Raw genomic sequence first — 23,499 nt, forward strand, 5'->3', positions numbered from 1 at the left:
GACTGAACTGAAAATGCGCTTAAATCAAGCTTTTTTCAGTTATATTCATCCTTGCGGGGGTGGGACGTAGAATTTTAAAAGTATTCTGTCCCACTCCCTTTTTCTAAATAAGAATAAAGGGGAAAGAATTGAAATCATAGTTTACTATTGAAATTATCATTAAAATCGATATGATGAATATATAGGTTATAGAATTTAATATTAAAATTATATAAAATAAATATATATTGAATTGTTTACTTGATATGTAAGATGAGCGCCTCTTATAATGATGGACAAAGGTGGAATGGTTATGGAAGATGTAGTATTAGGAATAGACTTAGGTACGAGTGCAGTTAAAATTATAGCTGTTAATCGACAAGGAGAAGTAATTGCATCAACGAGTGAACCTTTAACGTTGATACAAGATCGTGCCGGTTATAGTGAGCAAGATCCTGAAGAATGGTTTGAAGCGGTTAAGAAAGGTATTAAATATATTAATGATGTGCCTGAAATGGAGAATTATACTGTCAAAGGGATTTCGTTTTCAGGACAAATGCATGGTTTAGTGCCATTAAATAGCGAACATAAACCTGTACGACATGCCATTCTATGGAATGATACCCGTAACTCTGAACAATGTGCGCAAATCAAAGAAGTATATGGAGAAAGATTGAATGGTAACCCTATTCTTGAAGGATTCACACTTCCAAAAATGCTTTGGATGAAACAAAATGAGCCATCACTTTGGGAACAAGTAAGTGTCTTCGTATTGCCTAAGGATTACGTACGCTATTGTTTAACAGGTCATATTCACATTGAATATTCTGATGCAGCCAGTACATTACTATTAAGTCCAAAAACACATGATTGGACTAGAGATGTAGGTGAACGATTAGGCATCGGAGATATTTATCCACCTTTAGTACGTTCAACAGAGGAAGTTGGAGTAGTACGTTCAGAATTAGAACAAGAGCTTGGTTTCAAAGCTCCTGTGAAGGTTTATGCTGGTGGTGGAGATAACGCATGTGGTGCCATTGGTGCAGGTATCATTAATGGTAACGATACGCTTTGTAGTATCGGGACATCAGGTGTTGTACTCAATGTTGAAAGCGAAGGCTACACTGAATACAAGAACAACATACATTTCTTTGATCATAGCGTTCCACAAACATTCTATGCTATGGGCGTAACCTTAGCAGCAGGTTACAGTTTAAATTGGCTTAAACAAACGTTCTTTGAACATGAGAGCTTTGACGATATCGTTCAACAAGCAAGTACGTCAACGATTGGTTCTAATCACTTATTATTCGCACCTTATTTAGCAGGCGAACGGACGCCACATGGAGATGCATTTATAAGAGGAAGCTTTATTGGTATTAGTGGTAGCCATAATAGGGCGGATTTTGCTAGAGCAGTATTAGAGGGTATTACCTTCTCGTTATATGACTCTATACAATTAATGCGAGAAGCTGGTAAAGAGATTACGCATATTACTTCTATTGGTGGCGGTGCGAAAAGTTCATTTTGGTTGCAGATGCAAGCAGATATCTTTAATGCTACAATAAGAAAGTTAAAACACGAAGAGGGGCCTAGTATGGGCGCAGCGATGATCGCAGCATATGGACTGAAATGGTTCGAAAGTTTCGATGAATGTGTAGATAAGTTTATAGATATTGCCCAAACATTTGAACCAGACGCTAAAAGACACGCACAATATGAAGCATATTATAAAGTATATAAAGATATTTACCGTCAAACACATCAATTAACTGAAGCATTATTAAAAATTGAAGATTAATTCAATCATAATAAACTGGAGCAGCAATGGTTGTTCCAGCTTTATTATGTTTAAAACTAAATCGTTTCAATTTTGCAACAATTTTAAATGTGAGCAATTTGTTATGTAATGATTAGTTGTCACGTTAAAGTGAAAATATCAACAAAGAAATGTATACAATTTAACCGAAATTTCAAATAATAAATACGCTGTTGAAAAGGTTTACAAAGCAGTTTGTGTTAGTGTAAAATAACACATATTATTTATTTATTTTCAAAAAATTTAAAACTAAAAATATTTTAACCTCAAAAAGTCTCTAAATGTGATTTATTTCACAATTTTATTTTTTTGTCACTGAATATGTCTTGAAATCGTTTTCTACAGGGTGTAGTATGACTATGGTTGTTAAATAAATAGAAAGAGGTTTTGGGGAATGAATATCATTTTAGGAGTAGGAACACTCGTATTAGTGCTTATTGTTATGACGCTATTCTTAAACTTTGCGCCATACGGTAAACAAGGACTACAAGCTTTATCAGGAGCTGCTTGTGCAACTTTCTTACCACAAGCATTCCTAAGTTACGCTATTGGTGGCGTATTCCATATCGAGTTTTTACAAACAATAGGAGATTTGGCAGGAAGCCTTGCAGGTGTTGCAGTAGGTATCTTAACTGGCTTGAAAATGGGCATCTCACCTGTTTTTGCAGTAATCATAGGACTAGTATTACACGACTTTAAATTATTACCAGCATTTATAGCAGCGTATATTATTTCATTCGGTATTAAATTTATCGAGAAAAAAGTCCCAGAAGGGTTGGACTTAATTGCTGTGATTTTAATTGCTCCAGCACTTGTATTTGGCTTAGCTACAGTTATTAGCCCAGGGGTTATGGCTGTATTAACTCAAATCGGTGGTGCAGTTACATCAGTAGGAGACAGCAATCCATACGCATTAGCAATTATTTTAGGATTAGTAATTCCAGTAACGGGTATGACACCACTAAGTTCAATGGTATTAACTAGCTTATTAGGACTAACTGGTATACCAATGGCTATCGGTGCTTTAACATGTACTGGTTCATCATTTGTTAACTATGTATTATTTAGCAGACTTAATATTGGCGGAAGTAAATCAAAAGCATTCGCAGTATTTGTTGAACCATTAACACAAATCGATTTAATCGCAAAATACCCTCTACAATTATATGGTACGAACGCAATTATCGGTGTTGTAAACGCTTGTATCGTTACATTTAGTGGACTCGTAATCGGTGTTAAAGGTATGGCAACACCAATTGCAGGTGCAATCGTCTTATTCGGATTTAACGATGCTACAAAATCAATTATTACAATCATCGTGGTTGCAGTAGTAAGTGTGGTATTAGCATTTATCTTCAGTACGTTAATTAAAAAATTCAACCTAATGAATATGAGTATAAAATTGCCTAGTAAACAGAAACAACCTAAGGAGAGTGTTTAATTATGGCTACTAAAAAAAGCTACGATTATCAAAGTGCATTTGATATTATTGGCCCTGTAATGATGGGACCTTCAAGTTCTCATACAGCAGGTGCAGTTAAAATTGGTAACGCTGCTTATGCAGTATTAGGTGGTATGCAGCCAGATAAATTAACAATTCATTATTACGAATCCTTTGCTCAAACACATCAAGGACACGGTACAGATTTAGCTATCGTTGGTGGTGCAATGGGCTATAGCACATTCGATAGTCGTATTAAGAGTTCATTAGCAATCGCTAAAGATCAAAACATCGAAGTAAATATTATCGAAGAAGAAGGCGACAGTATTGGTGAGCATCCTAACTGTGCGTATCTTGTTGCAGAAGGAAATGGTCGTCACATCGAAGTAATTGGTAACTCAATTGGTGGCGGTACAATCAAATTAAAACGCATCAGTGTAGAAGGACTAGACATTGATTTTAACTATGGTTTACCTATCCTAGAAATGGATGGAGCGGCAAATAAATCAGAAGTTAATCACTTTATCAATGATGTGAATGAACTTGGTGCAGACATTAAAGAGGAAATGACACAAACGGGCGATAATTTTAGTTTAGCAGTATTACCACTAAACAAAGCATTATCTGAATCAACGTTAGATCAAATTAAAGAAAAATATAGTCACTTAAATATATCCTATATTAAATAGAGGGGGATTAAAGATGTTTGATTCAATTAGAGAAACTATAGACTACGCAGTCGAAAATAAAATGTCTTTTGCAGATATTATGATTCAAGAAGAGATGGAACTTTCAGGCAAGACGCGTGACGAAGTTAGAGAAACAATGAAACAAAATTTAGACGTCATGAGAGATGCCGTAATTAAAGGATCAACTGGCGAAGGTGTTAAAAGTGTAACAGGTTATACTGGTCAAGATGCCATTAAACTTGCTAAATATAACGAGAATAATCATGCCTTATCAGGACATGAAATGGTTGAAGCAGTTAAAGGTGCGGTTGCTACTAATGAAGTAAACGCAGCTATGGGTATCATTTGTGCAACTCCAACAGCTGGATCCTCCGGAACGATTCCGGGCGTATTATTTAAATTAGAAAAAACACATGACCTTACAGAAGAACAAATGATTGATTTCTTATTCGTTTCATCATTATTTGGTCGCGTTGTTGCTAACAATGCAAGTGTTGCAGGTGCTACAGGAGGTTGCCAAGCAGAAGTAGGTTCAGCTTCAGCAATGGCAGCGGCTGCTGCAGTATCAATCTTCGGTGGCGAACCGGAAGCATCTGGTCACGCTATGGCATTAGCGATTAGTAATTTACTTGGTCTAGTTTGTGACCCAGTAGCAGGTTTAGTAGAGATTCCATGTGTAATGCGTAATGCAATTGGTTCTGGTAACGCATTAATTTCTGCAGACTTAGCATTAGCTGGTGTTGAAAGTAGAATTCCAGTAGATGAAGTTATCGAAGCTATGGATAAAGTAGGACGTGGCTTACCAGCTGAATTAAGAGAAACAGGACTTGGTGGTTTAGCAGGTACACCAACAGGTGAAGCGATCAAACGTAAAATCTTTGGTGAAGCTGAAGTTAATAGCTTTTCATAATATAACTTAAATTAGAAGCCATTCTTAAATGTCAATATGACATTTAAGAATGGCTTTTTTTAATTTTTTGACAGTTTTATTATTTGGCAGTAGCTGACTGATTTGAAAATGCACTTGAATTATGTATATTCAAATCTAGTCGGGGCCCCAGCAAGAGAATTCCCTAAAGAAATACTACTAGCAAAGTTAGCTGGGGTTAAAACGAATTCAATTTTGAGAATATATTAGGTATGTTCTACTTCCATATATTTATCAGAAAATTAAAAAAGTTATTGCAAAATTTCACTAATACGTTTAAAATAGCCGAAAAGGGGATGATGATATGCTAAGGTTATGTATCATCTTTTTTATATTCGTGACTAACACAACCATTACACAGTTATGGACAGTTGAGGGAACATGGGAGAATCTCTTATTACAATCAATGTCACTAAGTATGATTATTGTATTCCTGTTTTATTATGTGGGTTTTGTAATTGCGGAGAAAAAGAGGAAACAAATAGAAACTTTATTTAAGAAAGAATTCTTTCATGAGAAGGAAGACTTTTTTGAAAAAGACGATAAAAGAAAAGTAAGTGAGTAAAAGGGACTCACTTACTTTTTTTATTTGTCATGCAAATCATATTGGTAAAAAGCTAAATCTAACCAGCGATCAAATTTGTAGCCAACATTTTGAATGGTACCTGCATGTTTGAAGTTAAACTTTTCATGTAATTTGATGCTGCTATCATTGGAAGCATCGATACCAGCTACAATAGTACGATAATTTTTATCTCTAGCATCTTCAATAAGATGTTGTAATAATTGAGAAGCAATGCCTTTGCCTCGATTTGATTTATCTACGTAAATCGAATGTTCAATAGAATATAAGTAAGCCGGCCAGTTTCTAAATTGACCGTAAGTCGCAAAACCAACAGCCTTGCCAGCTTGTTCAAATACAAATATAGGTTCATTTGCTTTATTCTTCATGTAAAACCAAGCTTTACGTTCATCTAAAGTTTGAATATCGTATGTGTAAACAGCTGTAGTATGCAATATTGCATCATTATAGATTGATAGTATTGCCGGTAAATCTTCAATTTTTGCTTCTCTAATCATTTTGGCACCTACTTTTCTAAGTTTGTATCAGTTTAAAACGAGATTTCAATTGTTGCAACTATATGTAATTAAATATGACACGATAAATTAAATTAAACTTACGAAATAAACATGATATACTATGACCTAAGAAAGCCACGTTAAAGGAGTAACACATAATGAAGAATTGGATTAATCGATTGATGACGATACTTGGTGTCATACTCATCTTAGTAGCAGTGTATCTATTTGCTAAACCACATATCGATAATTATTTACATGAAAAAGATAACGACAACAAAATAGAACAATATGATAAACAGGATAAGTCTAGCAATAAACAAACACCAACCATTCCTAAGGATAAAACTAAAATGGCAGGGTATATATCAGTGCCAGATGCAGAGATTAAAGAACCAGTGTATCCTGGACCGGCGACACCAGAACAGTTAAATCGTGGTGTAAGTTTCGCTGAGAAAGATGAATCGCTAAGTGATCAAAATATATCAATCGCAGGTCATACATTTACCGATAGACCACATTACCAATTCACAAACTTAAAAGCAGCTAAAAAAGGTAGCAAAGTATACTTCAAGATAGGAAATGAAACACGCGAATATAAAATGACTAGTATACGTGATGTCAATCCAGACGAAGTTGAAGTATTAGATGAACACAAAGGTGAAAAGAATCAATTAACATTAATCACATGTGATGATTACAATGAGCAAACCGGTGTTTGGGAAAAACGTAAAATCTTTGTAGCGAAACAAGTTAAATAAATATATTTTAAAAAATTTGAAATACATCTTTAATAAATACCAATCGTTACATAAAACATAAATGCTAAGTCATTAGGAGTGATACAAGACATCCAATATAGATCTTGTGTCACTCCTTTAAATTTATCATTAGAAATAATCATGCTATTTTTATTAATTGTATTTAATTTCAGAATGTGAATATAGTTTCATCATGTTAGTGTGAACTTCAACCCTAATTAGATGACATATATAATAAATGTGAATACAACGGACTAGGGGGATTGCACATGGTTAAAGCTATTGCAGTAGATATGGACGGTACATTTTTAGATTCTAAGAAGAATTATGATAAAGACCGTTTTGAGAAGATATTTAAAGCATTGAATGAACGCAATATAGAATTCATTGCTGCAAGTGGAAATCAATTTGCTAAATTACAATCTATATTTGGAGAAAGAGATATGTTCTTTATTTCTGAAAATGGTGCGGTTATTTACAGAGGTAAAGACTTATATAATTATCGAAGCTTCAATCAAACAGACTACAAAGAAGTTGTCGATTATTTAAATATCGATAGAAATATTAAAGAATTTATAGTTTGCGGATTAAAGAGTGCCTATATATTGAAAGACACGAGTGAAGCATTTAAGGAAGATGCGCATTTCTACTATCATCAGTTAGAGGAAATTGATTCTTTTCAACCATTACCGGATGATGAATATGTCAAGATTGCGTTAAATATTAATCGAGATACGCATTCAACACTTGATACTGATTTAGAAGAAAAGTTTAGCAATACTATTAAACTCGTATCGAGTGGACATGATAGTATTGATATTATTATGCCTAATATGACAAAAGGAAAAGCACTTCAACGTTTATTGGAAGAGTGGCATATGTCTGCTTCTGATTTGATGGCATTTGGAGATGCTAACAATGATAAGGACATGCTTGAATTAGCCGAGCACAGTTATGTAATGGCTAATAGTCATGATAAATCACTATTTGAAGTTGCCAAGGCAGTTGCTCCAAGTAATGATGAGCAAGGGGTATTACAAATTATAGAGCAAGAAGTATTAAAATAGCTTAAAAAAGGAGAACTCTCAACTTTGAGAATTCTCCTTTTTATTTATTAAACACATATCTTAGTTTAATTGAGTTTCACATTTACCAGTATTAATAACTGATAATGCTGCGTTTAATCCGCCTTCAACTAAATTTCTCACAGCTTCATCAGAGAAGAATGCGATATGTGGAGTGACCAAAATGTTTTCATGTTTAATTAATTCTAATAGAGTTTCATCTTCGATCTCTTTTCCTGTCCAATCATAAGTAAAGTACGGCGCTTCGTTTTCATAAGTATCAATAGCAGCACCATATAATGTACCGTCATTAACAGCTTTAATTAATTCAGGTGTATCAATTACAGCACCACGAGCCGCATTAACTAATACTGCGCCTTTTTTAACTTTAGAGAACATATCTGCATCGAATAAGTGGAAACTTTCTTTATTCGCTGGAACATGTAATGAAATGATATCAGCATCAGCAATTGCTTCTTCAACTGTATCTTTATATTCTAAGAAGTCTAATGAATTGTTAGGGTATGCATCATAACCTACAACTTTAGCTCCGAAACCAGCATAAATTTTACCAGTTGCAGCACCAATACGTCCTGTACCGATAATAGCTACTGTCATATTTTTAACAGGGGTAGACATAATAGGTGCAGCCCATTTGAAATTATGTTCTTGAACACGTTTTTCAATTGCAGGGAAGCGACGAACTAATTGTAAAGCGATAGAAACTGAATATTCAGCAATAGTTTCTGGTGAATAACTAGGTACATTTGAAATGATAATGCCATGTTTTTTAGCTAACTCTAAATCGTACATGTCGAAACCAGCAGTACGTTGAGCAATTTGTTTAATACCATATTCTTCAAGTTTAGGGTAAACAGAGTCTGCTAATTTACCAAATTGCATTGTAGTAACACCATCGAAACCTTTAGCTAAATCAACTGTATCTTCACTTAAAATTTCTTCAGTTGTAACAACTTCAACATTGTTCGCTTTACCCCAGTTTAAAGCGTCATTTTTCTCGTAATCACGAGTTCCATAAAACATAATTTTTGTCATTTTAATAACCTCACTTCATTTTGTATGAATTTATAATTAATAAATAAGTTTTCCTAAGTTGTCTATAGAAATGTGAATTATTAATAGGAATAATGATTTAAAACATCTCTATTACTTAACTTACAAATATATTATATTGTGAATTTATTCACAAATCAATAGGAAATACGAAATTTATTTTTCGATTGTTAAAAAATTCACATAAAAATAGTAAATTTTCATTTATTTTTTAATGATAACTTTTGTAAGCGTATAACTTTAGGCTAAAGGAAACGTACTTTATAATCAAATTAGTACTATCTAAGGAGGATATATTTCATGAGTTCAATGCAAGAGACAATAATCAACGCATTTAATTTTAGACATGCAACAAAGGAATTTGATCCTGAAAAGAAAGTCAGTGAGTCAGACTTCCACACGATATTAGAAGCAGGTCGTTTATCACCTAGTTCACTAGGATTAGAACCTTGGCGTTTTGTTGTTATTGAGAATGAAGATTTAAAAGAAAAATTAAAACCTTACAGTTGGGGAGCACAAAAGCAATTAAATACAGCAAGTCGTTTCGTTATTATTCTTGCACGCAAAAATGTCACTGCAGACTCAGAATACGTACAACATATAATTCGAGGTATTAAAAAATACGAAGAAAGTACGATTCCGGCAGTTGAAGATAAATTTAATAATTTCCAAACGAATTTCCATATTAACGATAATGAGCGAACGTTATTAGACTGGGCAAGTAAACAAACTTACATTGCATTAGCTAACATGATGACTTCAGCAGCATTATTAGGAATTGATTCATGTCCTATGGAAGGATTTGATTTAGATAAAGTTACTGAAATCTTAGCTGAAGAAAAAGTTATCGATACGGAACATTTCGCGCCATCAGTTATGGTTGCATTTGGTTATCGAAAAGAAGAACCAAAAGATAAAGTTCGTCAACCCGCCGAAGATGTTATTGAATGGATTTAATACAGGACAATAAAAGAGAGTGAATACTCTCTTTTTATTATCTATAAGTGATAGATACATTAACTAGAATTAATGATGTTTAAAGAGCTTAATACACGGAAAAATATTACAAGCAAGTTAGTGTATTTAAAAATGTAAATAAGGTAAAATGATAGTAGTTTTAAGTAAACGCTTACATTACGATGTAAACACAACGCACATAAGGTTTTTCATAAATTTATATAAAGGGATGATGAAAAATGGCAAAAGTAAACGTTAGAGATTTCATAGAGGAACAATACGGTTTATTTATCAACGGTGAATTTCAAGCAAGCGAAAGTGGAGACACATTAACTGTAACTAACCCTGCGAATGGTGAAGATTTAGCTAAAGTAGCTAAAGCAAGTAAATCTGATGTTGATAAAGCAGTACAAGCTGCGCAAGATGCTTTTGACAGTTGGAGTAAAACATCTAAAGAAGAACGTGCGGACTATTTATTAGAAATTAGTCGTCGAATTCATGAAAAAGTGGAACACTTCGCGACAATTGAATCGTTACAAAATGGTAAGCCTTATCGAGAAACGTCAACAATTGATGTGCCATTAACAGCAAATCAATTTAAATATTTTGCGAGTGTATTAACAACAGACGAAGGTTCAGTCAATGAAATTGATGAGAATACAATGAGTTTAGTTGTCAATGAACCAGTAGGTGTTGTTGGTGCTGTAGTTGCATGGAACTTCCCAATTTTATTAGCGTCATGGAAATTAGCACCAGCATTAGCTGCGGGTAATACAATTGTGATTCAACCATCTTCTTCTACACCATTATCATTAATTGAACTTGCGAAGATCTTCCAAGAAGTATTACCTAAAGGTGTCGTAAATGTATTAACTGGTAAAGGTTCAGAATCAGGCGATGCAATCTTCAATCATGAAGGTGTAAACAAATTATCATTTACAGGATCAACAGACGTTGGTTACGGCGTTGCGAAAGCAGGTGCTGAACGTATCGTTCCAACTACATTAGAACTAGGTGGTAAAAGTGCTAATATCATCTTTGACGATGCAAACTTAGATCAAGTTGTTGAAGGTGCGCAATTAGGTATTTTATTCAACCAAGGTGAAGTATGTAGTGCTGGTTCACGTTTATTAGTACAATCTTCAATTTATGATAAAGTAATGCCTAAATTAAAAGAAGCTTTCGAAAATATCAAAGTGGGAGATCCATTTGATGAAGACGTTAAAATGAGTGCTCAAACTGGCCCAGAACAACTTGAAAAAATTGAAAGCTACGTAAAAATTGCAGAAGAAGATTCAAATGCTAATATCTTAACAGGTGGTCATCGCTTAACAGATAATGGACGTGACAAAGGATACTTCTTCGAGCCTACAATCATCGAAATTAAAGATAATAGTCATCAATTAGCACAAGAAGAAATTTTCGGACCAGTTGTAGTAGTAGAAAAATTTGAAGATGAAGCTGAAGCGATTAAAATTGCGAATGATTCAGAATACGGTTTAGCGGGTGGTATCTTTACTACTAATATTAACCGTGCATTAAATGTTGCTAAAGCAATGAGAACTGGTCGTATTTGGATTAACACTTATAACCAATTCCCAGCTGGTGCGCCATTCGGTGGATATAAAAAATCTGGTATCGGTCGTGAAATTTATAAAGACGCTATTAAAAACTATCAACAAGTTAAAAATATCTTCATTGATACTAGCAATCAAACAAAAGGATTATACTAAGATAGTTAGTTTATAAATAAAAAATGAATATCATTTAAATTGAATGAGAGCTATCTGCAAAGCTGAGACTTTGCAGGTAGCTCTTTTTATGAGTTTAAAAGATAAGCGTATATGATTTAGTTACAAATTGCATATTGTAAAAGTTTTATTTAGAAATTGATAGATTGAGACTTTTTTTAAATTAAATAAGTTATAATACAATTTAAGTCTTTAAAATCTATATTTTGCAAAAGGAAAAATAATGAAAAAATTACAAGTATTATTAATTAGTTTTATAGTATTAGTACTCACCCTGAGTGGTTGTTCTAAACATGATGAGAAACATTCGAAAGACCATGAACCAAAAGAATTAAAAGTAGAATTTGTACCATCCCAAAATTCAAAAACGTTGAATGCTAAAGTGAAACCGTTACAGCAACAATTGTCAAAGGAATTAGGCATTCCAGTTAAAGTACATGTGGCAACTAATTATAATGCAATGGTAGAAGCTTTAAAATCAAAGAAAGTGGATGTTGCATTTATTTCACCAGTGTCTTATACCATCGCACATGATAAAGGTGCTGCAGATGTATTGTTGAAATCCAAAGGCTATTTAGTAGATGATAAAGGTAATCCAACTAATAAATTAGTCGATTATTATCGCTCACAAATCGTAGTTCGTAAAGACAGTCATTTACATAAGTTAAAAGATTTAAAAGGGGCCAAAGTAGGCTTACAAGACCCAGAATCTACTTCGGGATATATTTATCCAATGGCAAGCTTAAAAAAAGTAAATGTTAATCAGAATGATATCAAAATTGCTCAAATTAAAGGGCATGATCAAGCATTAATTGCATTATTAAACGGAGATGTGGATGCTGTAGCTACATATCAAGATGCACGTGCTGATTTAAAGCAAGATTATCCAAAAATATATAAAGACACTAAAGTGATTTATCGCACCGATAAGATACCAAATGATACGATTTCTGTGCGTGGTGATATGAGTAAACAGTGGAAAACGAAAATCAGTAATGCCTTTTTAGATATTAGTAAATCTGAAAAAGGTAAGAAAATACTTACAGATATTTATGGGCATCAAGGCTATGAAAAAGCAAAAGATAGTGACTTTGATACAGTAAGAAAGTATAGAAAACTTGTCGAGGAATAAAAATATAGGATAAGGACAATATGTGACCATCCTGATAAATATAATACGAATTGAATTAGAAGTAAAAAATGATAGCTTAATCATTTACTAATTTAATATTTAGGAATGGAGACAATGTAATGAATTTAGAAGAAAAAACGTATATTCAGCAACAAGTAGCGAACCGTTCAAAAACAATGCTTATCTCTTATGTATTGTGGTTCTTCTTAGGCGGATTTGGTGGACATCGTTTTTATCATGGAAAAACAGGTTCTGCAGTAGGTTTATTAGTACTTACTATATTAACAGCATGGTTTACCTTTGGTATTTCAACGTTAATTTGGGTGATTATTGATGCATTTTTAATACCTGGATGGGTTAAAGAGGATGAAGAAAGAGTCCGTCAATTTGCAATGCGTGAAGTAAATAATATGAAATCATAAAAAAAGATTGAGAGAAGGCAAATAAATTTGTCTTCTCTCAATCTATTTAAAATGACATGTTTTATAAACGATGCCAAATATGAATCATTCTATCCTGGAACGACACTTGTATCACTGTGAACTGTAATATCAAAGCCTTCAGGAGATGTAATATGTTCTTCTTTAGCATTTGGTTTATATATATCGAAATGAACTAAGCCATAAGTAGTCTCGTTGTCTGTTCTAGCTTGGTTAGATTGCCATACATTAGTAGCGATATGATGATGATATTTTTGAGTAGACATGAACAAAGCTTGTGGGAAATTAGAAATGTGTTCTAAACCTATTTGTTCCACATAAAAGTCACGTGCTTGCCCGATATCGTGTGTTTTAAGATGTAAATGTCCAATTTTGCCATCTGCTGGCCAACCGTTCCAACCTTCTTCAGTACGTTGCGCAATTAAATCATCCGCATCTACTGCAAGTGTATCCATTTTTACAAAATTACCATCCCATTGCCAATCTTGAGATGGACGATCTTGATATACTTCAATGCCGTTACCTTCTGGATCATTAAAGTATAACGCTTCACTTACAAGATGATCTCCACCACCTACAGGCACATTTAAACGACTAGCATGGAATAAAAAGTTTGCTAAATCTGTGCGTGTTGGAAGTAAATAAGCGATATGGAATAAACCAGCTTCTCTAAATCCAGGACGGCGACCATCTTCTAAATATTGTAGTGTTAATGTATGGCCATTAGCACCAACATTAAAGATGACATGATTGTCGTCTTGTTCTTTAATTGAAAATCCTAGTATATTTTTATAGAAGTTTGTAATTTTATTTAAGTCTTCAACGTTTAATGTAATATTAGTAACTTGTGTTGCTTCAGTAGTGTGAAATGCATTCATAATGTAGTGCCTCCTAAGATGAATAAGTCATCTTTATTTATTATTTATATTAAGTATAATAAATATACTACTAATTGTTAAATTAATCAAGACAGTTGCTTTAAAACTTTAAAAGCATACAAAAAAGCTTTTAGACTAATGAAATAAAGGTGTATAAAAACCTAATTCAAGCCTAAAAGCTAATGCTGTAAAACATTTCAGTTAACTTCAAATTGTAAGTCAACGAATATGAAATAGATTATCCTAAATAAACATCTTGATAATCATCATTTTTCTCTAGAACGTCTTTCGCAAATGGACAAGATGCGATGATTTTTAAGTTATTTTCCCGTGCATAATTAACGACAGCTTCAACTAATTGTTTACCTAAACCTTGACCACCTAATTCATCAGCGACACCAGTATGGTCAATATCGATTTCATTATTATCTACCTGTTTAAACGTAATGACAGCTTGAGCATTTTGTTCATCTTCGCCAACATAAAATTGTTGATGTCCTTGTTTAAATTCTTGTGCCATAAAACGTCACTCCTTTAATAATGTCATATTACTATCTATCACTTTTGAAGAAATCTAAAACATTTTATAATTAAATATTTAATCTTAAATAATATAATAAACATAGATATTGCATTATTACATTATTAAAGATATAGTTAAAAACGAATTTATTACGCTTTGGAGGGTTCTGTGTGAAGAGGATTGGCTATCTCATTATCGTTCTGTGCATTAGTATTGCTTTATCAGCTTGTAGCACAGGGCAATATTCGGATGCGAAAAAGAAAGATGTTTCAACCAACAATAAAATAAATATCTATACTACAGTATTTGCATTTGAAAGTTTCACCAAACAAATAGGTGGCAAATATGTCAATGTGGATACGATTTATCCTCCAGGTGCAGACACCCATACATATGAACCAACTCAAAGAGATATGATTAATATTGCTAAAAGTGATCTATTTATATATTCAAGTGACGACTTAGATCCAGTGGCGAAGACGATTACGCAATCAATGACCAACGATGATATGAAATTAGCAGTTGCAGCTGATTTAAATCATCATACATTGCTTGAAGAAGACCATGATCATGAAGATCACGACCACCATCATAGTCATGAAGAGGAAAGTCACGACCCGCATGTTTGGCTTGACCCAGTCTTAGACAAGCATTTTGCAGAAAAAATAAAGAATGATTTAGTTAAAAGAGATCCTCAACACAAAGCATATTATGAACAAAATTTTAAGAAATTAAATCAGGATTTAACAGATTTAGACAATAATTTGAAAACAATTACTAAAAATCCTAAAAGACAAAAAGTAACCATCTCTCATGATTCATTAGGTTATTTAGCAGAGCGCTATCACTTTCAACAAGAGGGTGTCAGTGGTATGAATAACGAAGAGCCTAGTCAAAAGGATATTCTTGCGCTTATTAAACAAATCAATCAATCGAAGCAACCTTATATCCTTTACGAACAGAATATCACTTCAAAGATAACTGATGTCATTCGTGATGAAACCAATGCAGAACCAGTAAGTTTTAATAATTTGTCTGTGCTATCTAAAGAACAAGCTAACGACAAAGATTTAACTTTCCAATCAATCATGAAAAAGAATATTAAAGCGTTGGATAAAGCGTTGAATCAATAAAAATATCCCCAATTCTTTCATTAGGAGATGGGGATATTTTATACCTATTTATTCATATCTAATATAGCTTACCGTTGTATTATAGTATTCTTCGAAACCATGAATACCATCTGCACCACCTAAACCTGATTCTCTCCAACCAGCATGGTAACCATTAACAACTTCTTCTGCTTCGCAATTAGCGTAAACTTCACCAAATTTTAAACGTTCTGTAGCTTCCATCACTTCTTTTAAATTCTCTGAAAAGATATAAGAAGATAAGCCTGCATTTGTATCGTTTGCGGCATCAATTGCTTCATCGAAATCATTATAAGTTGTAATTGCTAGAACAGGACCAAAAATTTCCTCTTTAAAGGCACTGTCATCTTTTTTAACATTATCAAGAATTGTAGGTTCATAGAAGAAACCAGCGCGATCTAATTTATGGCCGCCTAAAACTAAGTCTGCACCATTCTTAACGGCTTCTTGCACTTTGTCATCAATACTGTCCAATTGTATTTGATTGATAATAGCACCATAATCAGTGTTATCGTCTAATGGGTCACCGACTTGTAAGTCGCTCATACGTTGTTTAGCCTTGTTTACAAAGTCATCATGAACATCTTCGTGAACAAAGATACGCTCTGGACAAGTGCATACTTGACCAGCATTATTAATTCGTGCTGTGACAATGTAGTCCACCGCTTTGTCCAGGTTAGCATGAGGTGTAACTAAGACAGGTGCGTTACCACCTAATTCAAGATTCACTTTTTTTACTGTATCTGCTGCATTCTGATAAACCGCTTTACCGGCACGCATACTTCCTGTTAAAGATACGAGTTGAATATCTTTATGTGTGGCTAATTGTGTGCCAACTGTTTCGCCAGTACCAGGCACAATTTGAACTAAACCAGCTGGAATCGTTGAAGCACGGAATAGCTCAGCCAATCTTAATGTTAATAATGTTGTTTCTTCACTTGGTTTAATGACGATTGAGCATCCCGTTACTAGTGCTGGAATCACTTTACGCATTAAGACCATAATTGGTGCATTCCATGGCACGATACCTGCAGTTACGCCAATTGGCTTTTTAATTAATTGAATCATTTCATTCGAAACACTATTTTGTAGTACTTCGCCTTTATTACGCATACTTAAACTTGTCATATAATCAATAAATTGCACAGCTTTATCGATTTCACCTTCAGCTTGTGCTAATGTTTTACCTTGTTCTTTAACATACAATTTGGCAAGTTCATCTTTGTTTTGCTCTAATAAAGGAATTAATAATTTTACATGCTCTGCACGTGTTGGTGCTGGTACTTTTTCCCATTCAAGTTGTGCATGTTTAGATTTTTCGATTGCCTCGTTAACTTCTTCCACAGTTGCGAAAGTAATGGTATCAAATGCTTCTCCTGTAGCAGGATTGATGACTTCCATCGTGTCACTAGATTTACTCTCTACAAATTCATTATTTATAAATAATTGATTGGTCATTTGAGACACCTCCAATGTTTGTATTCCCTGTAACAACCGTTTTCATGCTTATTTCATTTTGAAAAAAGATAGAAATAAATAGATATTGAAATTATAATAGAGCTAACATATTGACGATTAATTGAAACGCGTGTACAATTTATCTCGAAATCGAAATAAATTAAAGGTGGTGAGTAAATGGATCGCACAGAACATTCATTAAAAGCATTTATTGGTCTAAATAGAGCATTAGATACATTAGAAAAAATCGTGCAACAAGATGTGAAGAATTACGGGCTCAACGTGACGGAATTTGCAGTGTTAGAGTTACTCTATAGTAAAGGTCCACAACCTATTCAACGTATTAGAGATAGGGTGCTCATCGCGAGTAGTAGTATTTCATACGTTGTGAGCCAATTAGAAGATAAAGGTTGGATTACACGTGATAAAGATCCATCAGATAAGCGTGTATATAACGCAACACTTACTGACAAAGGTCAACAATTTATGGCAGATATATTTCCACAACATGCCTCAACGTTGGAACAAGCCTTCTCAGTTCTGTCAGAAGAAGAATTGATAACGATTCAACAAGCATTCAAAAAATTAAGTGCACAATCTACTGAAGTGTAAATCGGTGCACTTTTATTTATAACGAAAATTATCTCGAAATCGAAATAAATGGAGGTTTTTAATATGGCTAAACATGATTTATTAGGTATTCATCATGTAACTGCAATAACAGATGATGCTGAACGTAACTATAAATTTTTTACGGAAGTACTAGGTATGAGACTAGTTAAAAAAACAGTAAACCAAGATGATATTCAAACGTATCATACATTTTTTGCAGATGATGAGGGGACAGCTGGTACAGATATGACATTCTTTGATTTCCCTGGCATTCCTCAAGGACGTAAAGGTACCAATTCGATTACTAAACCATCGTTTCGTGTTCCAAGTGATGAAGCATTAACATACTATATGAAGCGGTTTGAAGCGTTTGGTATAACACATGGTGGTATTCAAAACGTGTTAGGTAAGAAGGTATTGCCTTTTCAAGAGGAGGATGGACAAGACTATCAATTAGTATCCGATGAAGGCAACAGCGGTGTCTCACCAGGTAAACCATGGAAGAATGGGCCGGTTCCAGAGGATAAAGCAATTTATGGCTTAGGACCAATTGAAATCACGGTCAGTTACTTCGAGGATTTCAAACAATTATTGGAAAATGTTTATGGAATGCGAACAATTATGAATGAAGAAGATGTAGCATTACTTGAAGTCGGTGAAGGTGGTAATGGTGGTCAAGTTATTTTAAGAAAGGATTCAGAGGGACCAGTTGCCGTTCAAGGATATGGCGAAGTTCATCATGCATCATTTAGAGTGAAAGATCATGAGGCCATTAAACACTGGATACAGAAATTTCAAGAACTAGGCATACCAAACTCCGGTTTAGTCGATCGTTTTTATTTTGAAGCATTGTATGCACGAATCGGTCATATTTTGTTAGAAATTTCAACTGATGGACCTGGTTTTATGGGTGATGAACCCTATGAAACGCTAGGTGAGAAATTATCACTTCCACCATTTTTAGAGGAACAAAGAGAAGCGATTGAAGCGCAAGTTCGTCCGTTTGATACAACTGGAAAAAGTTATAAATAGGGAGGTATTGAATTATGGAACCAATTACACACATTCATCATATTTCAGCGATTGTAGGAGATGCTCAAGAAACGTATGATTTCTATACAAATGTATTAAATTTAACTTTGATCAAACAGACAGTAAATTATGATGATACAAAAACATATCACTTATATTTCTCAAATGACAGAGCGCAACATGATATGGTACTTACTTTCTTTAATTGGCCAAATCAATATAGAGGTCGTATCGGTTCAGGTCAGGTTGGACGATTAGCGTTTAGAATACCAAAAGATAGCATGTCACATTGGGAAATGAAATTAAATATGAATGGGATTCAAACACGTCAAACTGAATCATTCAATCAAACAACGTTAGAATTTGAAGACATTCACGGATTAACATTAGCGATGGTTGAAAGTGATGAAGAACGTGTTAACAATGACATCATAGGATTTCATGGCGTAACAATGCTATCAGCTAATCCTCAAGCTACGGAAGCATTGTTGCAAAATGATTTAGGGTTAGAACATATTCAAGAAACAGATGACAATGTGCACTATCAAACGAGTGGTAGCGTGCATCATCAAATTATTGTGAAAAAGTTTGTAAACCCACAACCTGTTCGTTGGGGCGGTGGCATCTTCCATCATATTGCATGGTCAGTACCAAATGACGAGGTACATGTACAATGGCGTGATTATCTTCTTAATAAAGGCTTGCATGTAACAGATGTGAAAGAACGATTCTATTTTCATGCGATTTACATGAAAGAACCTGGCAATTTAATATTTGAATTTGCAACTGCAGGACCTGGCTTCACGATTGATGAAAACGTAGATGATTTAGGTAGACAACTACAGTTACCGCCATTTTACGAAGAAAGAAGATATGAAATAGAAGGTCATTTAATGCCAATAAAATTAAATGAGTACTAAGGAGAGGTGAGACAAATGGAACATATTTATAGACCAGGTAAGGATAACGCACCTACGCTAATTTTGTTACATGGGACTGGTGGGGATGAAACAGATCTTATTCCACTTGGAACAGCTTTAAATCCTAACTATAACTTGTTAAGTATTCGTGGAGAAGTCAATGAGAATGGTATGAATCGTTATTTTAAACGCCTTGCTGAAGGTATATACGATGAGGAAGATTTAGAATATCGAGGTCAACAGTTGCTAGATTTTATTTATGAAGCGGCTGAACAGTATCAATTTGAATTGAATAGATCGGCTTTAGTTGGTTTCTCTAATGGATCAAATATTGCGATTAACTTAATGTTACGTGACACAGCACCGTTTAAAAAAGCATTACTATTTGCACCACTTTATCCAATAGACACTTCAACAAGCAAAGATATGAGTGATGTAGACGTTCTATTATCAATGGGAAAAAATGATCCAATCGTATCCATTGATCAAAGTGAACATGTCATTCATTTATTTAAGCAACTGGGTGCACAGGTTACAGAAGTATGGGTCAATAGTCATGAAATTACACAAGCTGGATTACAGAAAGGTCAAGAAATACTGAATTCATAATGGAAAAGGACTCAAAGATGTAAGGTTCGCATCTTTGGGTCCATTTTAATGTATTCCTAATTTATTTAGAGAATATTAAGTGTTTAAACCCTTGATATAAAATTGGGATAAGGAGTATGAAGCCAAATAATCCCATAATTGGGAAGACTTTTCCAATTAAAGAAATGAAACCGATAAATGTACATATAAACGTGATAATAGCCATTATAATAATGAGTACAAAGTATCCTTTGGAAAATGGTTCTGTAAAACGAGAAGCAAATGCATACATAAGACCTACAATCGTATTATAGATAACAAGAACCATTATAATCGACATCACTGTACCTAATAATGGTGAAATTTGACTTGCGAGTAATAGGGTCGGCAATGCGACAGATTGAATATGTTCGAATTCTGTAATAAGACCAAAATTAATCATTAATAACAGTAATGTGATAATGATGCCGCCAAATAGGCCACCCCATAAGCCAGACTGACGATGCTGCATGCGACCGCCCATAACACTTAAAAAACTAAATGCGGCTGCAATTTGTAGGCTTGCATAATTTAACCCATCAAACCACCAACCAAGTGATAGCGATTGATGCTGTTTATTGAAACGATTGGCCGCACTAAAATTTAAATCTCCTGTTATAAAATAATAGATAGCGATAATAGAAACAACAATGACTAAGAACGGTGTAACCATACCTAATACCGTAATCAGACGTTCAAATTTAAGAAATAGCGTCATAAGAATGACTAACACTAGAATTAATGAACTCAACCAATAAGGTAATCCGAAACTTTCATGTATAGTTGACGCACCACCCGCAGTCATAATCATCGCTAAGGAGAATAAGAATAGAGTTAAGATAATATCAAAGATACGTGCAATGATTGGATGTAAATAATATCGAATAGACTCAGAATGGTTATGAGATTGAATGACAAAGCCAGTGTTTAATACGAACACGCCTGCTAGCGTTATAATCAAACCGGTAACAATAATGCCAGAGATGCTATAGATACCGTTACTTGTGAAGAACTGAAATATTTCTTGACCAGTAGCAAAACCAGCACCAACGACAACACCAACAAATGCGAAAGCTACCATGATACTCTCTTTAAAAAGTTGCACAATTAAAATTTCCTTTCAAATCATTTCTAAATTCATATATTTAAACGCAATTACCTATTTTAGATGAAAAGATACTAGAAATAAATAGGAAAGTTTACTCGAAGTGAACATTGTGTGTCCGAAAAAGGCATTAACAGGTTGTTTATAAAATAATAATGCAGGCTTAATCAAAGTTTGATAGTATTACACAGTATTAAAAAAGTTGAATCTTATTGAGGAAGGTGTAGGTATGTCATTAGATTTACCTGTCATGTTAATCATTGTCTTATTTTTAGCATTAGGCATATTTAGTCAATGGTTAGCGACACAGATTAAATGGCCATCAATTGTAGTCATGTCGATTGTGGGCTTATTGATTGGACCGATATTGGGACTAGTTAACCCTCAAGAAACATTGGGTGCCGAAGTATTTAGCCCGATTGTGTCTTTAGCTGTAGCTGTTATTTTATTCGAAGGAAGTAGTAATTTAGACTTTCGTGAATTAAGAGGCATTTCTAAAGCGGTCATTCGAATTATTACCGTTGGCGCAGCTATATCATGGGTGCTTGGTGCGATTGCATTACATAAAATTTTAGATTTTCCAATTTCTGTTGCGGTTGTGATGGGCGGATTATTCTTAATTACAGGCCCAACCGTCATTCAGCCACTTCTTAAGCAAGCAAAGGTGCGTAAGAGTGTTGACTCTATTTTAAGATGGGAAAGTATCATATTAGATCCAATAGGACCGATACTCGCATTAACAGCGTTTTATATTTATCAAATATTTGAGCAAGGTTTTGGTGTCCAAGTTATTCTCATCTTTATTTTGAAAATGGTTATAACAGCCATTATTGGCTTCGGAGCATCATTCGTTTTCAATTGGTTAATTCAACGTGATTTTATTCCGCAAAATTTGATGCCATCGATTCAGTTAGTCTTTATTTTATTAGTCTTTAGTATTTGTGACCAAATATTACAAGAATCCGGATTATTAGCCGTTACCATTTTCGGCTTAATGATGGCACGTTATAAGAGACATGATTTAATTTACAAGGAGTCAGATCATTTCATTGAAAATGCATCATCTATTCTTGTATCTACCGTATTTATATTAATCACTTCGTCATTAACGTCATCTGTATTGATGGATGTCTTGTCATGGCAATTAGTGATTTTTGCGATTGCAATGATTGTATTGGTACGTCCAATCTCTGTTTTATTATCAACAATAGGTACAGAGATCACGAAAAGAGAACGCGCTATTGTAGCAATGATGGCACCTCGAGGGATTGTCGTTTTAACTGTGGCACAATTCTTTGGAGGATTATTCATGGATGATCATGTGAAAATGGCAAGTTATATCACGCCAGTGACGTTTGGACTAGTGTTTATTACGGTTGTTATTTACGGCTTTAGCTTTACGCCATTGAGTAAGTTGCTAGGACTTGCCAGTACAGAACCACCAGGCGTTATTATAGTAGGAGAGAGTGAATTTTCATTCCATCTAGGTATGAAACTGCATGAACATGATATTCCTATAATGGTATTTAATTTGTTTGAGAATACGTCAGAGAAGGCAGAAGAACTTGGCTTTGAAGTGTTTAAGGGGAATTTATTATCAAGTAGTGATCGAATATATGCGGATTTAATTCGTTATAATAAATGTCTATTAATGACTAAGTCGTTTATTTTTAATAGTTTAGCGTTTAATGAATTGGTACCAGAGTTTGGATTGAATAATGTAAGTATGATGCCAGTGTCATTTACTGATGAACAGGCACGTAATAACTTAAATGGTCCATTACGTAATCATATTTTATTTGATGAATCACACAGTCCAAGATGGTTTGATAATACGATAAGTAATAAGAATATTGTGGAGGTACTTGCAGAGGAATACGACACAATTACTGATCACGATATGATTATCTATCACGTTGATGATAATAGTGTTGTTTCATTTAATAAAAGTACTAAACCTATACCACAATATGATCAAGGTACATATGGCATCTTAAGAGATGTGTATTGAATATAGTTCAAGTTATGTTTAATTAGAGGATTGTAAAGTAGTTCTTTAAGAGCCTGGGACATAAATA

The 23,499-nt window shown here is 34.0% G+C and carries 22 protein-coding genes and 1 pseudogene; 17 read left to right on the forward strand and 6 right to left on the reverse strand.

What is annotated here, in order from left to right; genetic code table 11:
• The first annotated feature begins 292 nt into the window (after positions 1 to 292).
• The 5 genes and pseudogenes from xylB to F1592_RS13865 all read left to right on the forward strand — a co-directional run.
• Positions 293 to 1,780, forward strand: a complete 1,488-nt coding sequence (gene xylB / locus F1592_RS12320; RefSeq protein ID WP_149809820.1) for a xylulokinase — start codon at positions 293 to 295, stop codon at positions 1,778 to 1,780.
• Positions 1,781 to 2,192: 412 nt separating this feature from the next.
• A complete protein-coding gene (locus F1592_RS12325) occupies positions 2,193 to 3,239 on the forward strand; it encodes a PTS sugar transporter subunit IIC (protein WP_016930797.1) in 1,047 nt (348 codons plus the stop codon).
• A 2-nt stretch (positions 3,240 to 3,241) separates the two neighbouring features.
• Positions 3,242 to 3,928 carry a serine dehydratase beta chain gene (locus tag F1592_RS12330; RefSeq protein WP_011274863.1) on the forward strand — a complete coding sequence of 229 codons (687 nt, stop codon included), beginning with the start codon at positions 3,242 to 3,244 and terminating at the stop codon, positions 3,926 to 3,928.
• Positions 3,929 to 3,941: 13 nt separating this feature from the next.
• Positions 3,942 to 4,838 carry an L-serine ammonia-lyase, iron-sulfur-dependent, subunit alpha gene (gene sdaAA / locus F1592_RS12335; protein WP_011274864.1) on the forward strand — a complete coding sequence of 299 codons (897 nt, stop codon included), beginning with the start codon at positions 3,942 to 3,944 and terminating at the stop codon, positions 4,836 to 4,838.
• Positions 4,839 to 5,160: 322 nt separating this feature from the next.
• Positions 5,161 to 5,328 (forward strand): annotated as a pseudogene (locus tag F1592_RS13865) (hypothetical protein); the annotation flags it as partial.
• A 113-nt stretch (positions 5,329 to 5,441) separates the two neighbouring features.
• Here F1592_RS13865 and F1592_RS12345 read toward each other — a convergent pair.
• Positions 5,442 to 5,936, reverse strand: a complete 495-nt coding sequence (locus tag F1592_RS12345) for a GNAT family N-acetyltransferase (protein WP_053016112.1) — start codon at positions 5,934 to 5,936, stop codon at positions 5,442 to 5,444.
• Between the two features lie 158 nt (positions 5,937 to 6,094).
• On the opposite strand from F1592_RS12345, the gene srtA reads away from it, so the two are divergent.
• Positions 6,095 to 6,697: a class A sortase SrtA gene (srtA, locus tag F1592_RS12350; RefSeq protein WP_053016113.1), complete on the forward strand. Its 603-nt coding sequence runs from the start codon at positions 6,095 to 6,097 to the stop codon at positions 6,695 to 6,697.
• Positions 6,698 to 6,966: 269 nt separating this feature from the next.
• Positions 6,967 to 7,764 carry a Cof-type HAD-IIB family hydrolase gene (locus F1592_RS12355; RefSeq protein WP_053016114.1) on the forward strand — a complete coding sequence of 266 codons (798 nt, stop codon included), beginning with the start codon at positions 6,967 to 6,969 and terminating at the stop codon, positions 7,762 to 7,764.
• Between the two features lie 60 nt (positions 7,765 to 7,824).
• Here the strand turns inward: F1592_RS12355 and F1592_RS12360 are convergent, their stop codons facing one another.
• Positions 7,825 to 8,817, reverse strand: coding sequence for a D-lactate dehydrogenase (locus F1592_RS12360; RefSeq protein ID WP_037538390.1), 993 nt, complete (start codon positions 8,815 to 8,817; stop codon positions 7,825 to 7,827).
• Between the two features lie 318 nt (positions 8,818 to 9,135).
• Here F1592_RS12360 and F1592_RS12365 point away from each other — a divergent pair, with 318 nt between their 5' ends.
• The 4 genes from F1592_RS12365 (at position 9,136) to F1592_RS12380 (ending at position 13,097) form a co-directional block, all read left to right on the forward strand.
• Positions 9,136 to 9,792 carry an NAD(P)H-dependent oxidoreductase gene (locus F1592_RS12365; protein WP_053016115.1) on the forward strand — a complete coding sequence of 219 codons (657 nt, stop codon included), beginning with the start codon at positions 9,136 to 9,138 and terminating at the stop codon, positions 9,790 to 9,792.
• 239 nt (positions 9,793 to 10,031) lie between these two features.
• Entirely contained in the window at positions 10,032 to 11,525 is a 1,494-nt protein-coding gene (locus tag F1592_RS12370) for an aldehyde dehydrogenase family protein (RefSeq protein WP_011274872.1), read from the forward strand.
• A 241-nt stretch (positions 11,526 to 11,766) separates the two neighbouring features.
• Positions 11,767 to 12,675, forward strand: coding sequence for a phosphate/phosphite/phosphonate ABC transporter substrate-binding protein (locus tag F1592_RS12375; protein ID WP_053016116.1), 909 nt, complete (start codon positions 11,767 to 11,769; stop codon positions 12,673 to 12,675).
• Positions 12,676 to 12,794: 119 nt separating this feature from the next.
• The gene (locus F1592_RS12380; RefSeq protein ID WP_149809821.1) at positions 12,795 to 13,097 is read left to right on the forward strand and encodes a TM2 domain-containing protein; all 303 of its coding nucleotides are present in this window, start codon (positions 12,795 to 12,797) and stop codon (positions 13,095 to 13,097) included.
• A gap of 89 nt (positions 13,098 to 13,186) precedes the next feature.
• Here F1592_RS12380 and F1592_RS12385 read toward each other — a convergent pair whose 3' ends face one another.
• Positions 13,187 to 13,993 (reverse strand): VOC family protein, encoded by an 807-nt coding sequence (locus F1592_RS12385; protein WP_149809822.1) that lies wholly within the window; start codon positions 13,991 to 13,993, stop codon positions 13,187 to 13,189.
• A 238-nt stretch (positions 13,994 to 14,231) separates the two neighbouring features.
• Positions 14,232 to 14,513 carry a GNAT family N-acetyltransferase gene (locus F1592_RS12390; protein ID WP_149809823.1) on the reverse strand — a complete coding sequence of 94 codons (282 nt, stop codon included), beginning with the start codon at positions 14,511 to 14,513 and terminating at the stop codon, positions 14,232 to 14,234.
• 173 nt (positions 14,514 to 14,686) lie between these two features.
• Between F1592_RS12390 and F1592_RS12395 the strand changes: the two genes are divergently transcribed.
• Positions 14,687 to 15,649, forward strand: coding sequence for a metal ABC transporter solute-binding protein, Zn/Mn family (locus tag F1592_RS12395; RefSeq protein ID WP_053016120.1), 963 nt, complete (start codon positions 14,687 to 14,689; stop codon positions 15,647 to 15,649).
• A 48-nt stretch (positions 15,650 to 15,697) separates the two neighbouring features.
• Here F1592_RS12395 and aldA read toward each other — a convergent pair whose 3' ends face one another.
• Positions 15,698 to 17,125, reverse strand: coding sequence for an aldehyde dehydrogenase (gene aldA, locus F1592_RS12400; protein WP_107609751.1), 1,428 nt, complete (start codon positions 17,123 to 17,125; stop codon positions 15,698 to 15,700).
• Between the two features lie 177 nt (positions 17,126 to 17,302).
• Here aldA and mhqR point away from each other — a divergent pair, with 177 nt between their 5' ends.
• The 4 genes from mhqR (at position 17,303) to mhqD (ending at position 20,298) form a co-directional block, all read left to right on the forward strand.
• Complete coding sequence (gene mhqR, locus F1592_RS12405) at positions 17,303 to 17,737, forward strand: MarR family transcriptional regulator MhqR (protein WP_053016121.1); 435 nt, start codon at positions 17,303 to 17,305, stop codon at positions 17,735 to 17,737.
• A 63-nt stretch (positions 17,738 to 17,800) separates the two neighbouring features.
• A complete protein-coding gene (gene mhqE, locus F1592_RS12410) occupies positions 17,801 to 18,769 on the forward strand; it encodes a ring-cleaving dioxygenase MhqE (protein ID WP_053018451.1) in 969 nt (322 codons plus the stop codon).
• Between the two features lie 14 nt (positions 18,770 to 18,783).
• Positions 18,784 to 19,689 carry a VOC family protein gene (locus tag F1592_RS12415; RefSeq protein ID WP_053016123.1) on the forward strand — a complete coding sequence of 302 codons (906 nt, stop codon included), beginning with the start codon at positions 18,784 to 18,786 and terminating at the stop codon, positions 19,687 to 19,689.
• A gap of 15 nt (positions 19,690 to 19,704) precedes the next feature.
• Positions 19,705 to 20,298, forward strand: coding sequence for a methylhydroquinone degradation carboxylesterase MhqD (gene mhqD / locus F1592_RS12420; RefSeq protein WP_053016124.1), 594 nt, complete (start codon positions 19,705 to 19,707; stop codon positions 20,296 to 20,298).
• Positions 20,299 to 20,359: 61 nt separating this feature from the next.
• Here the strand turns inward: mhqD and F1592_RS12425 are convergent, their stop codons facing one another.
• A complete protein-coding gene (locus F1592_RS12425; RefSeq protein ID WP_267918330.1) occupies positions 20,360 to 21,397 on the reverse strand; it encodes a YkvI family membrane protein in 1,038 nt (345 codons plus the stop codon).
• 253 nt (positions 21,398 to 21,650) lie between these two features.
• On the opposite strand from F1592_RS12425, the gene F1592_RS12430 reads away from it, so the two are divergent.
• Positions 21,651 to 23,432 (forward strand): cation:proton antiporter, encoded by a 1,782-nt coding sequence (locus F1592_RS12430; protein ID WP_107609753.1) that lies wholly within the window; start codon positions 21,651 to 21,653, stop codon positions 23,430 to 23,432.
• Positions 23,433 to 23,499 lie beyond the last annotated feature (67 nt).

Source organism: Staphylococcus sp. GDX7P312P, from assembly GCF_008385775.1.
GTDB lineage: Bacteria > Bacillota > Bacilli > Staphylococcales > Staphylococcaceae > Staphylococcus > Staphylococcus haemolyticus.

What these genes read in the sequence shown, in the direction of transcription:
- xylB (WP_149809820.1), top strand. Translation starts at nt 293, where the DNA reads ATGGAAGATGTAGTATTAGGAATAGACTTAGGTACGAGTGCAGTTAAA.
- F1592_RS12325 (WP_016930797.1), top strand. Translation starts at nt 2,193, where the DNA reads ATGAATATCATTTTAGGAGTAGGAACACTCGTATTAGTGCTTATTGTT.
- F1592_RS12330 (WP_011274863.1), top strand. Translation starts at nt 3,242, where the DNA reads ATGGCTACTAAAAAAAGCTACGATTATCAAAGTGCATTTGATATTATT.
- sdaAA (WP_011274864.1), top strand. Translation starts at nt 3,942, where the DNA reads ATGTTTGATTCAATTAGAGAAACTATAGACTACGCAGTCGAAAATAAA.
- F1592_RS12345 (WP_053016112.1), bottom strand. Translation starts at nt 5,936, where the DNA reads ATGATTAGAGAAGCAAAAATTGAAGATTTACCGGCAATACTATCAATC.
- srtA (WP_053016113.1), top strand. Translation starts at nt 6,095, where the DNA reads ATGAAGAATTGGATTAATCGATTGATGACGATACTTGGTGTCATACTC.
- F1592_RS12355 (WP_053016114.1), top strand. Translation starts at nt 6,967, where the DNA reads ATGGTTAAAGCTATTGCAGTAGATATGGACGGTACATTTTTAGATTCT.
- F1592_RS12360 (WP_037538390.1), bottom strand. Translation starts at nt 8,817, where the DNA reads ATGACAAAAATTATGTTTTATGGAACTCGTGATTACGAGAAAAATGAC.
- F1592_RS12365 (WP_053016115.1), top strand. Translation starts at nt 9,136, where the DNA reads ATGAGTTCAATGCAAGAGACAATAATCAACGCATTTAATTTTAGACAT.
- F1592_RS12370 (WP_011274872.1), top strand. Translation starts at nt 10,032, where the DNA reads ATGGCAAAAGTAAACGTTAGAGATTTCATAGAGGAACAATACGGTTTA.
- F1592_RS12375 (WP_053016116.1), top strand. Translation starts at nt 11,767, where the DNA reads ATGAAAAAATTACAAGTATTATTAATTAGTTTTATAGTATTAGTACTC.
- F1592_RS12380 (WP_149809821.1), top strand. Translation starts at nt 12,795, where the DNA reads ATGAATTTAGAAGAAAAAACGTATATTCAGCAACAAGTAGCGAACCGT.
- F1592_RS12385 (WP_149809822.1), bottom strand. Translation starts at nt 13,993, where the DNA reads ATGAATGCATTTCACACTACTGAAGCAACACAAGTTACTAATATTACA.
- F1592_RS12390 (WP_149809823.1), bottom strand. Translation starts at nt 14,513, where the DNA reads ATGGCACAAGAATTTAAACAAGGACATCAACAATTTTATGTTGGCGAA.
- aldA (WP_107609751.1), bottom strand. Translation starts at nt 17,125, where the DNA reads ATGACCAATCAATTATTTATAAATAATGAATTTGTAGAGAGTAAATCT.
- mhqR (WP_053016121.1), top strand. Translation starts at nt 17,303, where the DNA reads ATGGATCGCACAGAACATTCATTAAAAGCATTTATTGGTCTAAATAGA.
- mhqE (WP_053018451.1), top strand. Translation starts at nt 17,801, where the DNA reads ATGGCTAAACATGATTTATTAGGTATTCATCATGTAACTGCAATAACA.
- F1592_RS12415 (WP_053016123.1), top strand. Translation starts at nt 18,784, where the DNA reads ATGGAACCAATTACACACATTCATCATATTTCAGCGATTGTAGGAGAT.
- mhqD (WP_053016124.1), top strand. Translation starts at nt 19,705, where the DNA reads ATGGAACATATTTATAGACCAGGTAAGGATAACGCACCTACGCTAATT.
- F1592_RS12425 (WP_267918330.1), bottom strand. Translation starts at nt 21,397, where the DNA reads ATGGTAGCTTTCGCATTTGTTGGTGTTGTCGTTGGTGCTGGTTTTGCT.
- F1592_RS12430 (WP_107609753.1), top strand. Translation starts at nt 21,651, where the DNA reads ATGTCATTAGATTTACCTGTCATGTTAATCATTGTCTTATTTTTAGCA.